The 12,499-nt window shown below is 34.4% G+C and carries 15 protein-coding genes; 11 read left to right on the top strand and 4 right to left on the bottom strand.

The window, feature by feature from the left end; translation table 11 throughout:
- Positions 1-7 precede the first annotated feature (7 nt).
- Positions 8-1,273 carry a BaiN/RdsA family NAD(P)/FAD-dependent oxidoreductase gene (locus GI584_RS15520; protein WP_153791770.1) on the bottom strand — a complete coding sequence of 422 codons (1,266 nt, stop codon included), beginning with the start codon at positions 1,271-1,273 and terminating at the stop codon, positions 8-10.
- A 274-nt stretch (positions 1,274-1,547) separates the two neighbouring features.
- Here GI584_RS15520 and GI584_RS15515 point away from each other — a divergent pair, with 274 nt between their 5' ends.
- Together GI584_RS15515 and GI584_RS15510 are read left to right on the top strand one after the other, a co-directional pair.
- Positions 1,548-3,170 (top strand): putative polysaccharide biosynthesis protein, encoded by a 1,623-nt coding sequence (locus GI584_RS15515; protein ID WP_153791769.1) that lies wholly within the window; start codon positions 1,548-1,550, stop codon positions 3,168-3,170.
- A gap of 16 nt (positions 3,171-3,186) precedes the next feature.
- Positions 3,187-3,888: a pseudouridine synthase gene (locus GI584_RS15510; protein WP_153791768.1), complete on the top strand. Its 702-nt coding sequence runs from the start codon at positions 3,187-3,189 to the stop codon at positions 3,886-3,888.
- A gap of 51 nt (positions 3,889-3,939) precedes the next feature.
- Here the strand turns inward: GI584_RS15510 and GI584_RS15505 are convergent, their stop codons facing one another.
- Positions 3,940-4,158: an HTH domain-containing protein gene (locus tag GI584_RS15505; protein WP_100359866.1), complete on the bottom strand. Its 219-nt coding sequence runs from the start codon at positions 4,156-4,158 to the stop codon at positions 3,940-3,942.
- Positions 4,159-4,301: 143 nt separating this feature from the next.
- On the opposite strand from GI584_RS15505, the gene GI584_RS15500 reads away from it, so the two are divergent.
- From GI584_RS15500 to GI584_RS15485, 4 genes are all read left to right on the top strand, one after another.
- Positions 4,302-5,315 carry a potassium channel family protein gene (locus tag GI584_RS15500; protein ID WP_153791767.1) on the top strand — a complete coding sequence of 338 codons (1,014 nt, stop codon included), beginning with the start codon at positions 4,302-4,304 and terminating at the stop codon, positions 5,313-5,315.
- Between the two features lie 4 nt (positions 5,316-5,319).
- Complete coding sequence (thpR, locus tag GI584_RS15495) at positions 5,320-5,871, top strand: RNA 2',3'-cyclic phosphodiesterase (protein ID WP_153791766.1); 552 nt, start codon at positions 5,320-5,322, stop codon at positions 5,869-5,871.
- A gap of 9 nt (positions 5,872-5,880) precedes the next feature.
- Positions 5,881-6,807, top strand: a complete 927-nt coding sequence (locus GI584_RS15490; RefSeq protein WP_100359869.1) for a hypothetical protein — start codon at positions 5,881-5,883, stop codon at positions 6,805-6,807.
- Between the two features lie 138 nt (positions 6,808-6,945).
- Positions 6,946-7,749 (top strand): phosphotransferase family protein, encoded by an 804-nt coding sequence (locus GI584_RS15485; RefSeq protein ID WP_100362464.1) that lies wholly within the window; start codon positions 6,946-6,948, stop codon positions 7,747-7,749.
- On the opposite strand, the gene GI584_RS15480 is transcribed toward GI584_RS15485, so the two are convergent.
- Positions 7,730-8,014 (bottom strand): YtzH-like family protein, encoded by a 285-nt coding sequence (locus GI584_RS15480; protein WP_100359870.1) that lies wholly within the window; start codon positions 8,012-8,014, stop codon positions 7,730-7,732. The two genes, GI584_RS15485 and GI584_RS15480, sit on opposite strands and share 20 nt — an antisense overlap.
- Positions 8,015-8,336: 322 nt before the next feature.
- Here GI584_RS15480 and trmB point away from each other — a divergent pair, with 322 nt between their 5' ends.
- Entirely contained in the window at positions 8,337-8,978 is a 642-nt protein-coding gene (gene trmB, locus GI584_RS15475; protein WP_153791765.1) for a tRNA (guanosine(46)-N7)-methyltransferase TrmB, read from the top strand.
- 217 nt (positions 8,979-9,195) lie between these two features.
- On the opposite strand, the gene GI584_RS15470 is transcribed toward trmB, so the two are convergent.
- Positions 9,196-9,534: a PepSY domain-containing protein gene (locus tag GI584_RS15470; protein ID WP_100359872.1), complete on the bottom strand. Its 339-nt coding sequence runs from the start codon at positions 9,532-9,534 to the stop codon at positions 9,196-9,198.
- A gap of 177 nt (positions 9,535-9,711) precedes the next feature.
- On the opposite strand from GI584_RS15470, the gene GI584_RS15465 reads away from it, so the two are divergent.
- The 4 genes from GI584_RS15465 to GI584_RS15450 all read left to right on the top strand — a co-directional run bounded on the left by GI584_RS15465 (position 9,712) and on the right by GI584_RS15450 (position 12,233).
- Complete coding sequence (locus GI584_RS15465; RefSeq protein WP_100359873.1) at positions 9,712-10,779, top strand: M42 family metallopeptidase; 1,068 nt, start codon at positions 9,712-9,714, stop codon at positions 10,777-10,779.
- Positions 10,780-10,788: 9 nt separating this feature from the next.
- Positions 10,789-11,298: a DUF84 family protein gene (locus tag GI584_RS15460; RefSeq protein WP_153791764.1), complete on the top strand. Its 510-nt coding sequence runs from the start codon at positions 10,789-10,791 to the stop codon at positions 11,296-11,298.
- A gap of 88 nt (positions 11,299-11,386) precedes the next feature.
- Complete coding sequence (locus tag GI584_RS15455) at positions 11,387-11,917, top strand: hypothetical protein (RefSeq protein ID WP_100359875.1); 531 nt, start codon at positions 11,387-11,389, stop codon at positions 11,915-11,917.
- A 1-nt stretch (position 11,918) separates the two neighbouring features.
- Positions 11,919-12,233 carry a thioredoxin family protein gene (locus GI584_RS15450; RefSeq protein ID WP_100359876.1) on the top strand — a complete coding sequence of 105 codons (315 nt, stop codon included), beginning with the start codon at positions 11,919-11,921 and terminating at the stop codon, positions 12,231-12,233.
- Positions 12,234-12,499 lie beyond the last annotated feature (266 nt).

The following is a 12,499-nucleotide window of genomic DNA, read 5'->3' as shown; positions in this document are numbered from 1 at the left end:
TTTTGTATTATGAACTTAGACTTTCCCAAGCGGCGTGCATACCTGCTACTCTCCCGGTAACCATAGCAGAAGTGATATTATAACCACCTGTATATCCATGAATGTCTAACACTTCTCCACAAAAATATAGACCATGCATTAATTTAGATTGCATTGTACTTGGAACGACTTCTTTAATGGAGACACCTCCCCCTGTAACGAAGGCTTTTTGTAATGGAAGGCTGTCATGAACCTGAAAAGAAAAGGCTTTAAGATCATTTACAAATCCTTCAAGCTTTTCCCGGGAAATATTAGCACTTTTAAGCGTTTGTGAAATATCATTACGTTCTAATAAAAAATCCAAGTATCTTTCAGGAACTAATCCTTTGACAACATTTTTGAATGTCCTTTTTGAATTTTTATCTATTGTTATGGAAAGTTCTGAGACAATTTCATGTACTGTTTTGTCAGGAATGGAGTCTATTCGTACCTCAACATGTGTTAGACCTTTCATTAACAGCTTAACAATATATTGTGAGCATCTTAATACCGCAGGGCCAGAGATACCAAAGTGTGTAAATAGCATGTCCATTTGATGTGTGATGACTTTTTTTCTTTTTTCGTCATAAACTGACAATGCAGCATTGCGTAAAGCAGTACCTTGTAATAATTTTTTACGAATAAAATCTTCATTAGAAACAATTGGTACCTCTGTCGGATATAATTCTGTAATCGTATGTCCGGCTTTTTTTGCCCATGGATATGCGTCACCTGTTGATCCAGTATGAGGAACAGCCTTTCCTCCTGCAGCAATAACGACTGCCTTGGTTTCTAGGTTATCCTGATTGTCAATTACAATTTGATGTGTGCTTTCTCTGTAGTCAATAGCTTTTACGACAGTGTTTTTCTTTACAGTAACATTTAGTTCATCTAATCGGTGTAATAATGCGTTGACAACGTCATTTGCATTATTACTGACCGGGAACATTCGACCGTGGTCTTCTTCCTTCAGAGCAACTCCCAGGCCTTCAAAAAAGTCTATAATGTCATAGTTATCAAAAATGGAAAAGGCACTATAAAGAAACCGGCCATTACCAGGAATATGTTTCATTACTTCATCAGCTGGTAAGCGATTCGTTACATTACACCTTCCACCACCAGATATCGCTAGTTTTTTTCCAAGTTTATTTCCTTTATCAATTAACATGGTTTTGGCTCCCTGCTCAGCTGAAGCAATTGCTGCCATCAGTCCAGCTGGACCACCACCAATAATCGTTACATCCATCATCTTCATTGTTCTTCCTTCCGTTCATATTTCATTGTAGTAAGATTTTATCACGATGCTAATCGTCTGTAAGACACCTCACATTAAGTAACACAAGGTAACAGACGCCTAATACCCTAATAAGTTTTGCTAATAATCAGTGAAGTCAAACCCCCACTGATCATAGTTTCACTTTATCGTAGTTCGACCAGATTCACAAATTATCTGTCGAAATCAATAACATTCTGTGTACTGCTATGTTAAAATATTAACGTTACATAATTTAATGAATAAAGGTGAAAGCATGTCAAGTTCAAATTTTTTACGTGGTACACTTTTGCTCACAGGAGCAAGTTTTTTATCGAAATTTTTAGGGATGATTTATGTTATTCCTTTCGCTAACATGGTAGGTGAAACTGGAACAGCTTTATATTCATATGCCTATATCCCATATACCATATTGCTAAGTGTAGCAACGGTAGGCGTACCTTTAGCAGTTTCCAAATTTGTAGCAAAATATAATACATTAAATGACCATTATACAAGTATGAGAATGTTAAAAATAGGCAGTTTGTTAATGTTAATAACGGGCTTTGTAGCCTTTTTGATTATGTATTTTGGTGCTGATCTGATAGCAAGTTGGACAAAAGATGAAAACAGTCCAGGTATAACCACTGATCAAGTGAAATCTGTTATTCAAATGGTCAGTTTTGCTTTAATTATTATTCCTAGTATGGCTATTATGAGAGGCTTTTTTCAGGGAAACCAATCAATGGGGCCAACAGCAGTATCTCAAGTAATAGAACAAATTATCAGAATAGCGTTTTTATTAGTATCCGTTTTTGTAGTCTTAGAAATTGTGGGTGGAACTAATACGATTGCAATTGGATTTGCGGCATTTTCTGCATTTGTTGGTGGTCTAGCTTCTTGGGTTGTGCTAGCTTTTTACTGGAGAAAACGTAAAAAATATTTAGATGTAGCGATAGAAAACCAAAAAGAAAAAGTGAATATTCCAGTAAAAGAATTATTAAAAGAATTGTTTAGATATTCAGGTCCCTTTGTACTTGTAGGAATAGCTATTCCTATATATCAACTTATTGATCAATTTACGTTTGATCACGCAATGTCTGCAATTGGCCAAGGGAATGTAGCAGATATTGCTTTTTCTGCTTTTAATTTACAAGGACATAAATTAGTAATCATTCCTGTTACCATTGCAACAGGGTTATCGCTAGCTTTAATTCCAGAGATTACTAATGCTTTTAACGCTAATAAGATGGAAAAATTAAAAGCACAAATTAATCAGGCATTACAAATTATCATGTTTTTTGTTCTGCCAGCTGTATTTGGATTAATTCTTCTTGCAGATCCTATTTATGGTGGTTTATTTGGATTAGATAATATTAATATAACTGGTGAAGTTTTTGCATGGTATGCACCTGTGGCACTAACGTTTGCTTTCTTTACCGTTACGTCATCGATTCTGCAGGGGATCGAAAAACAAAACTTTACATTAATTAGCTTATCGGCAGGAATACTTACCAAAGTCTTGTTAAATTCTATTTTTATTCAAATCTTCGAAGCAAAAGGGGCTATTATTGCTACATTGATTGCAACAAGTATAGCAGTGATTCTTAACTTGTTGCAAATTAAAAAAGCAATCAGCTTTAGTTACCGTAAATTTTATAAATTATCGCTATTAATGCTGATTTTTACAAGTATAATGGCAATTGTGTTGTTAGTAGTAAATTACGTATTTGGCTTATTCCTAGATGTTCATGAAAATCGAATCCACGCTGTATTAATGATGCTGATTGGTGTCACTGCAGGTGGTGCTGTATATCTATATTTAGGTTATGCATCAACCTTATTTGAAAGGATAACAGGAAGAAGAATCGCCATTTTAGATCGACTAATTAGAAGATAGAAAGGAGGTAACAGCTATTCGTTTAGATAAATTTTTAGCTAACATGGGTTACGGTAGCCGGAAAGATGTCAAAACATTAGTAAAGAAAAAAAGAATCACAGTTAATGAAAAAATCATTCGCAAAGCAGATATTCATATTGAACCGCATAAAGATCAAATAAAATATGATGATAAATTAATTCAGTATAAAGAATATATCTATCTAATGTTGCATAAACCTGCGGGCTATCTGTCAGCAACGGAAGATCAAAAGCAAAAAACTGTACTGGACTTGATAAAAAAACAGGATAAGGTATTAGAACCTTTTCCTGTTGGACGTTTGGATAAAGATACGGAAGGTTTATTATTATTAACGAATGATGGTCAGCTCGCACATAAATTACTTTCACCAAGAAAACATGTAGATAAAATATATATAGCAAAAATAGCGATGAATATTACCGAACGTGAGGTGAGGCAATTTGCAGAAGGTGTACAGTTAGAAGATGGTTATTTGACTAAACCTGCGAGATTGCGAACTATCGAAGATAAAATGGTGGAAATTACAATTACAGAAGGAAAATTTCATCAGATAAAGCGAATGTTTGAGGCTGTTGATAATAGTGTATTGTATTTGAAACGTTTGGCGATGGGGACCTTGCATTTAGATGAGAAGCTAAAAAGTGGGGAATATCGGGAGTTAACAACAGAAGAGTTAGATCAACTAAGAAGTCAATAAAATACCAGTATTAGTACCAATACTGGTTAAGGATATATACAATCAATTATTTTAAGAGATCTTTACTTTTTTATTTGTGATTTTCCAACTTCCCCGATTTGGACTATTAACAAGCCCATTATATGCTAGCAAATGTAAATCTCGTTGTACGGTGCGATCAGTAATGCCAAACTCTTCAGCTATTTGGCTCGTGGTGACCGGTCCATTTTTTCTAATAAATAGGTAGACAGCCTTCACACGAGTTAGCATGCGGGTGGTTGATTGACTCAAAAAATCACTCCTTCAAAGTTTTCAAGTTAAACCTTGTTAAAGCATATTCATGATGTACTTCCTATTTTACACTTTATTTAAGGTATTTTCTACATATAACCTTTAATTTACAGATAATTTAAAAAAATCGAGGTGGATATTTTATGCACATACTAAAACAATTGATGAAAAGAGTCATTCATATTCCGAATTACATGTTGTTTATAGTTAGTTTTCTGCTAGTTATACTTTCATCAATGTTAATCGTATTCATAGAGAGAGATTCCTTCCCAACATTTTTTGATGGTTTATGGTGGGTGATGACCACCGTAACAACAGTTGGATACGGTGATCTCTATCCGGTAACAGTTGGAGGCAGATGGTTGGCATTATTTTTATATGTCTTTGGCATCGGGCTTATTGGTGTAGTGATTGGGAAAATTATTGATAGTCTGGCGATTTATCGTAAAAAAAGACAGGAAGGTGATATTATGTATAAAGGAAAAGGGCACTATATTATTATCGGATGGTCTCAAAAGGCAAAGTTTGCTATTAAGGAAATGCTTGCAACCCATCAAGATATTGAAATAATTATTATAGATCAATTAGAAACAGCACCAATGTTAGAAAGCAATATTTATTACATAAAAGGAAATCCCTCTGAAAAAGAACCGTTAGAGAAGGCAAATATTAAAGAAGCGAAATCAGTTTTAATTTTTTCGGATGATGATATTGCGGATGGCCAATTAGCTGATGGTAAAACATTATTAATAGCTTCTACTATTACAGAAATGGCACCAGAAGTACACACAATCGTAGAGGTTATGGAGGAAAACCATATTAAGAATTTTAAATATTTGCAAATTGATGAATTCATTATATCAAATGAAACGATTTCGTCATTATTTGTACGTTCAGCATTTCGAAATGGGATGTCTAACATATTTGGTCAGTTGCTTCGGAGATCACAAGGTGACGATTTATTTTATGTACCTGTAAAATCATCGTGGAATACGTATAAAGATGCATTTGATGATTTATTGAAAGAAGGGGCAACACTTGTTGCTGATCGTGAAAAATTAAATATCAATCGAATGCTTGATGAGACTATACCTAATGACGCTGAATTGTATGTTATATGTGATAAACCAACCTATCAGAAAATAAAAAGAGGATAACGAGATGAACAATATAAATAAGCATTACTTTATTGCTGTTGAATTAAACACTGAAACAAAAAAATGGCTATATCAGATTCAACAAAAGATAAAGGAAGATTTTCATTATAAAAACTGGGTAAATCAGAACGATTTCCATATTACATTACATTTTTTTGGAGCAATCAATAAATCGAAATTATATAGGATAGTTGAACAAGTAGAACAGTTGAACAATGAAGCATTTACAGCTGAAATAGGTGACCTGTCTACCTTTGGTTCTCCCGATAGGCCACGCGTTTTATGGGTGGGTGTTAAAAACAATTCTGCTTTATCACAATTACATTACGATGTTCAACAAATAGTAGCGAAGTATGTACCGATAGAGAAACGTACTTTTACTCCCCATATAACGCTTGCTAAGAAATGGGCGAGTGAACAACAATTACAGCATCAATCAATACTTAACCAACCAACAGGCGTTAAACAACTACACGTGAATAAAGTGGTTATATACGAAATACATCCAGAGAAAAAACAAAAATATCAAATTTGGCGACAGTTTGAACTGAAATGAGGTGACATAGTGGCTCAATTAATTAAATTGGAAAATTATATATCGCGTTATCAACGAGATATTTTTCATTATCCAAGTCAATTTTCACGATTAAAAAAGGAAAACTGGGAACGTTTAAAATATTTATGGGAAGATCAGATGCAACTTAAACTAGAAGGAAAAAATGAAGAAGACTTAAAAGAAACTAATTTTTCAAGATGGCGTTCTTTTTTCAATAGTCGTTCCGAATCAGATGAATTAGATACCGAAGAAGAATCAGATGAATTTGATATATTACCAGCTACAGAGGAAGATTTAAAACACTACTTCTTAGATACATTAATTCCGTTTCAATTAAAATGGGCTTCAACAACGATCAATGAAATGTCTTTTATAGACCGCAACTATTATCAGGATTTTTTATTAAAATACTTTTTACAACGAATACCTGATACCCATTTACTCTTGTACTTTCCAGTATTCCAACTAAAAAATGGTCCAATGGAAGGTGAAATTGTTTTAATTAGTCCGTTGGAAATTGAAATCATCACACTCAGTGAAAAGCCAAGTAATCAGACTATTATTCCAAATGATGCAAGATTGTGGTTTTTGGAGGAAAACAATATTCAGAGTAAATTTTTAAGTCCTTTAATTAGTACTAAAAGAACGGAAACTGTAATCCAAAGTATATTAAAAAAATATCAACTGGATTTCCCAGTAAAAAAAGTAATCCTATCACGAACGAATCTGATCGAATATCAATTAGAGCCATATCATACTAAATTTATTGATCGTGATCGTCATGAAGAATGGCTAAAAGAAAAGCAACAATTATATACACCATTAAAACATCAGCAATTAAAAGTAGCTGAAGCATTATTAAAACATTGTGAGTCAGTTGCGGTAAAAAGACCGGAATGGGAACAAGAGGATACGCCAGATTCTTTTTCAAAATGACAAAAAAGATAATATTTTTGTCGAAATTTAAATTTTCTCTTGAAATTATACCTGATTTTGCGTTAATCTATTATTACTATTCCCTTTTTAAAGATAAAGAGGTTAAGAGATTATGAAGAGGATTTGAGGGTGACAGCTGTGGAACATATTCTAGGTGAAGATTGGACGATTATTCCTGCTGGTGGATCAACTGGTGCGGCGTATTATGCCCAATCGAATCAGAAAAAACTATTTTTAAAACGAAATTCATCTCCATTTTTGGCTGTACTATCTGCACAAGGTATTGTACCTAAACTTGTTTGGACAAAGCGCCTTGAGAACGGTGATGTAGTAACAGCTCAACAATGGTTAGATGGTAAAGCTTTAAATATTGAGGAAATGCAGCACCCTAAAGTAGCCAAATTATTGAGTAAAATCCATCATTCCTCTGAACTATTAGATATGTTGTTACGGATTGAAAAAACCACCATCACTCCAGATCAAATGTTAGTAAGAATGAAACAATTCGTGCAAGGAAATAAATTTGCTCGTCATTCGCTTACAATATACAAGGCGATCAAATACTTAGAAAAGCGTATATTAGACGTTTATTATGATCAACAAGTTGTATGCCATTGTGATTTAAACCATCACAATTGGATGTTATCTAATAATGGTGAATTATATTTAATAGATTGGGATAATGCTCGTGTTGGTGATCCAGCTATGGATATTGGAAGAATTCTTCAATCGTATATACCAAAGCAGGAATGGGATCAATGGCTTGAACATTATGGAATTGAAAATAGCAGACATTTAATGCAGCGAATGCACTGGTATTTAATGATTGAGGAAATAATTGGCTATGTATGGTCTGAAAGCCGGCATAAAATAAAAGAAGCCGATATTCATTTAAATGAGTTAAATCAGCTTCTTCATCAAATTAATGATTGGAATCTTTAATAACTTGTAACCACTGTTCGATTTCGGGTTGGTGCTTAGTAATATGGTCATCTAAATTATTGGATGTAGCACCTAACGTTCCGTATTGATCGATGACGTCTACTATTTGTACTAAATCACTATTTTGAATGGATGGATGTTGTTGAAGAGATCTGATTAATCTTGATATTTGTTCGCATTCTGAAGCACTGCCACAACATTCTTCAGCATGCAGACTTAATAGGTCATGCAGTAAATCTAATTGATTGTTCGTGTTTAATGCCATAACTTATTTCCCACCTTTATGATTAGCATGTTCTAAAAGGAAAATAATATACAGTAATCCAAAGTAGAAGGCTTTTGCTAAATAATTGGCAAAAGCCAATTTCATGTATGTTCAAAACTAGAAATGGCAAAATGAAAAATAACTATACTCTTTTATCACGGTGCTAATCGTCCGTAAAACCCCCAATTCAAGGTTCGAGTAAATCAAAGAAGCTAAGTGTGAGATAACGGACGCTAACACCCTGATAAGTTTCGCTAACTATTAGTAGGGGTTAATAAAACCCCCACTAATAGAAGTCTCACTGCATAAAGGAGCTAAATTAATGAGAGCAAGACATAAACCATGGGCTGATGATTATTTGAAAGATAATCAGGAGCTTGTAGAATTAAATCCAGTAGAAAATAAAGGTAAATGGCAACAGCTTATAAGTAAAGATAAACCATTGCATTTAGAAATCGGAACAGGAAAAGGCCAATTTATTGAAGGAATGGCAGCACAGTATCCTTATATTCATTTCATAGGGATTGAATTAGTCAAAAGTATTATTGTGTCTGCAGTGGAAAAAGTAAAAGACGCAGAGCGATCGAATGTAACATTAATAAATGAAGATGCACAGGACCTGTCAGATTTATTTGAAGATGATGAAATAGATCAAATTTACCTTAATTTTTCTGATCCATGGCCTAAAAACAGACATGAAAAGAGAAGGTTAACGTATCATGCTTTTTTAAAACAGTATCAAAGAATTTTAAAACCCAATGGTGAATTAGTATTGAAAACTGATAATAGGGGATTGTTTGAGTATTCTTTAGTAAGTTTCTCACAATTTGGCTGTACATTGGAAGAAGTCACATTAGATTTACATGCACTAGAAGACCCAACAAATGTGATGACAGAATATGAAGAAAAATTCTCTGCAAAAGGACAACCCATATACCGGTGTCGAGTACAATTTCCAATTTAAAAACCATGCAAATCACTCGCATATTTGATTAAGTTGGATACGCTCCGGCAGAATACTTCGCTTTTACCCAATGGGCATAAGTCAGCATCTGCTCAAGCAAGCTTTCGCATTATATGATTTTTACATCATTTTATCCTTTTCATACGAAAAAACCGAGCGGAGGAGCTCGGTTTTTTTCGTATAAGCATATTTGCTCTGGGTTACCGGTTGGGCATTATTAAGCAGTAGTATGGACTTGATTTGGATGTTGTGGGAACATATCAATAACAGTTCCTGTGTATGCATCTACATAAAATTCATATGGTACATATTCACTATTAATATATTTGGTAATGCCGCCGTGATAAACTTCGTATTCAAGTCCATTCTTTTGTAATGGTTCAGATTTCATATAAATCCACGAACCACTTACTTCATACTTCTTTTGAAAACACTCTTTTACGACTTTTAAAGCTTTTTCCGGCTTTATTCGTTGTCTCTCATTCTGTTGTTGTTTTAGAAAATACCCCAATAAAAAGGCACAACCTGCAACAATAATTGTATTCTTCTTATTCATCGTTTCACTCCATCCATTGATTAAGTTAAATGACGAAACATATATCTTCATCATAAGGATAATAATCGAAAAAAAGCAAGTAAAAAGGTATTCAAACTGGCATCATCTATAAATGTATAATACTTTTCGAATAATAAATAAAAATGATATAGTGTACTAAAGAAAGGATGACGACAAATGAAACAAGAAACGCTAGAGCTTTTTCGAACGTTGACAGAACTTCCAGGTGCACCAGGTAATGAACATTCAGTGAGAAAGTTTATGAAACAAGAATTAACGAAGTATGCAGATGACATCGTGCAAGACAGACTTGGGGGTGTTTTTGGTGTTAAGAATGGCCAAGGCCCAAAAGTTCTTGTTGCAGGTCATATGGATGAAGTAGCATTTATGGTGACACAGATTACAAGTAACGGCATGATTCGCTTTCAACCTTTAGGTGGTTGGTGGTCTCAGGTATTATTATCCCAACGTGTGGAAATATATACAGACGATAAAAAAATCATTGGTGTAGTTGGCTCGATTCCACCACATAATCTGACGCAAGCAGAACGTTCCAAGCCTATGCAACAGAAAAACATGTTGATCGATATCGGGGCGGACAATAAAGAAGACGCAGAGAAGATGGGGATAAAACCAGGCCAATCGATTATTCCCGTTTCTGAGTTTACTCCAATGGCAAATGAAAAGAAAATTTTAGCGAAAGCTTGGGATAATCGTTATGGATGTGGTTTAGCCATTGAATTGTTAAAGGAATTGAAAGATGAAACTGTTCCAAATGAACTTTACGCCGGTGCTACTGTTCAGGAAGAAGTTGGACTTCGTGGAGCAAAAGTAGCTTCAAATATGATTAAGCCGGACATTTTTTATGCATTAGATGCATCACCTGCCAATGATATGTCAGGTGATGATAAAGAATTTGGTCAACTTGGTAAAGGAGCACTGTTGCGTATATTTGACCGTTCGATGATCACACACCATGGGGTAAAGGACTTTGTTTTAGATACAGCAGAAAGTAACAATATTCCGTATCAATACTTTATCTCACAAGGTGGAACAGACGCTGGTAGTGTTCATTTATCCAATCAGGGGGTTCCTTCAGCAGTTATTGGTATTTGCTCTCGTTATATTCATACACATGCATCGATTATTCATGTAGACGATTATCAAGCAGCCAAAGAGTTGTTAATCAAACTGGTAAAACAAACAGATCAAAACACGGTAGATACAATTCGAAATAATGGGTGAACGTCGATAATGAAAATTGTTATAGGTTCTTATAATAAAGCAAAAGTGAAGGCTGTTCAGCGTATATTTGTTGATGCAACGATCAGGAGTGCTGACGTTGCTTCAGGAGTACATGCCCAACCCAAATCGGATATGGAGACAATGCAAGGGGCAATAAATCGAGCGAAAGCAAGTAAACAAACAGAGGGACATTGCTATGGTATCGGTCTCGAAGGTGGGATTATGCAAATCAACAGTCAAGTATTCTTGTGTAATTGGGGTGCTCTTGTCACACCAGATGATCACTTATATATTGCTAGTGGTGCAAGAATTCCACTGCCAGATGAAATTGCTAAACCTTTATTAAATGGACAAGAATTAGGCGAAATGATGAGAGAATGGACAAAAATAAATGATATTCGTCATCACCAAGGTGCTATCGGTATCTTTACAGATTCGCATGTTTCACGTGAAGATATGTTTACACATGTAGTAAAGCTTCTGGCAGGACAAGCACATTACCATGGGAATAGTAAATAAATGGCATGAATTTTTTCTTGTGAAATAATTAAAAAATAGTATGATAGTAAAAGGGGGAAAATAGGACTAAAATATCAGGAGGATTTATATGAAAATGGAAAAATCTGGTTTGGTAGCTATTTCCTTATTAATCGTTTTTTTAATAGGAATGAGTTTATGGATGATCAAACCAACTGAGGAAGTCTTATCAGAAGCTGTCGAAGTAGCAGAACAACAATTCCAACAAAGTGCAAAAGACCAAAATCAACAAGTAGATAACTTTGCTTTATATCTACCAGAAGGATTTGAAGTAGAAGAACAAACCGTAAATAATTTGATACTGACCAAAGAAAAACAAAAATTTATCTTATTTTATAATGCGTTAGAGTCGCAAACGAGCCGGTTAAATTATGAAGCAGCAAAGGAAGAACTTGATCATGAGTGGTTAGTTTCCTTTGAAGACCAGGATCGTTTTGGTTATATTAATATTGTAGAACATGAAGAACAATTCGAAGTACAATTAGGTGTTGGCGGTGTTAAAGTTACGACAATAAGTGATAAAAGTGAATTAGAGCAAGATGTAATAGATATGATGGATATCGCCAACTCTATAGCATATGAAGAGACAGGAGCATCGTAATATGAGAACTATACAATCAGAACAAGAATTTGAACAGTTGAAAAACGAAGAAAAAGTAATTTTTTTATTTTCAGCAGATTGGTGTCCAGATTGTCGTGTGATTGAGCCTATTTTACCTGAAATAGAAGAAAAATATAATGCCTATGTATTTGTGTATGTCGACAGAGATCAATTTATTGATATTTGTGCAAACAATGATATTTTCGGAATTCCAAGCTTCTTGGCTTATGATCATGGGAAAGAATTAGACCGTTTCGTAAGTAAAGACAGAAAAACGAAAGAAGAAATCGAAAACTTTATTGAAAAATTAGCATAAAACATCTGCAAAGAATCTATCCATTCAGGTAGATTCTTTTTGCTATATAAACATAAACTGCGAGAAATAACGTGAACATTGACTTGAATTAGACTGACTGCTTAGATTACAAGGGGTGGACATTTGTTCCGCTATTTGTGACAAAAGTGCCGCTTATAGGACGTCCGTGGACCTCTATTCCGCTATTTACCAAAAATAGAGATCATTTACGCCAAAATGATCAAATAAGGGATTAAATGTCTATTCAGATGGAGTTGTCATTTTGA

Source organism: Gracilibacillus salitolerans (assembly GCF_009650095.1).
GTDB classification, from domain to species: domain Bacteria; phylum Bacillota; class Bacilli; order Bacillales; family Amphibacillaceae; genus Gracilibacillus; species Gracilibacillus salitolerans.
The sequence above is the reverse complement of the archived record's forward strand: the minus strand, read 5'-3'. Positions and strand labels throughout refer to the sequence as shown.

Excerpts from the sequence above, each read along its gene's own strand:
- GI584_RS15450 (WP_100359876.1), top strand. The coding sequence starts at position 11,919 with ATGAGAACTATACAATCAGAACAAGAATTTGAACAGTTGAAAAACGAA.
- GI584_RS15470 (WP_100359872.1), bottom strand. The coding sequence starts at position 9,534 with ATGAATAAGAAGAATACAATTATTGTTGCAGGTTGTGCCTTTTTATTG.
- GI584_RS15480 (WP_100359870.1), bottom strand. The coding sequence starts at position 8,014 with ATGGCATTAAACACGAACAATCAATTAGATTTACTGCATGACCTATTA.
- GI584_RS15515 (WP_153791769.1), top strand. The coding sequence starts at position 1,548 with ATGTCAAGTTCAAATTTTTTACGTGGTACACTTTTGCTCACAGGAGCA.
- GI584_RS15455 (WP_100359875.1), top strand. The coding sequence starts at position 11,387 with ATGAAAATGGAAAAATCTGGTTTGGTAGCTATTTCCTTATTAATCGTT.
- GI584_RS15500 (WP_153791767.1), top strand. The coding sequence starts at position 4,302 with ATGCACATACTAAAACAATTGATGAAAAGAGTCATTCATATTCCGAAT.
- thpR (WP_153791766.1), top strand. The coding sequence starts at position 5,320 with ATGAACAATATAAATAAGCATTACTTTATTGCTGTTGAATTAAACACT.
- GI584_RS15460 (WP_153791764.1), top strand. The coding sequence starts at position 10,789 with ATGAAAATTGTTATAGGTTCTTATAATAAAGCAAAAGTGAAGGCTGTT.
- trmB (WP_153791765.1), top strand. The coding sequence starts at position 8,337 with ATGAGAGCAAGACATAAACCATGGGCTGATGATTATTTGAAAGATAAT.
- GI584_RS15520 (WP_153791770.1), bottom strand. The coding sequence starts at position 1,273 with ATGAAGATGATGGATGTAACGATTATTGGTGGTGGTCCAGCTGGACTG.
- GI584_RS15465 (WP_100359873.1), top strand. The coding sequence starts at position 9,712 with ATGAAACAAGAAACGCTAGAGCTTTTTCGAACGTTGACAGAACTTCCA.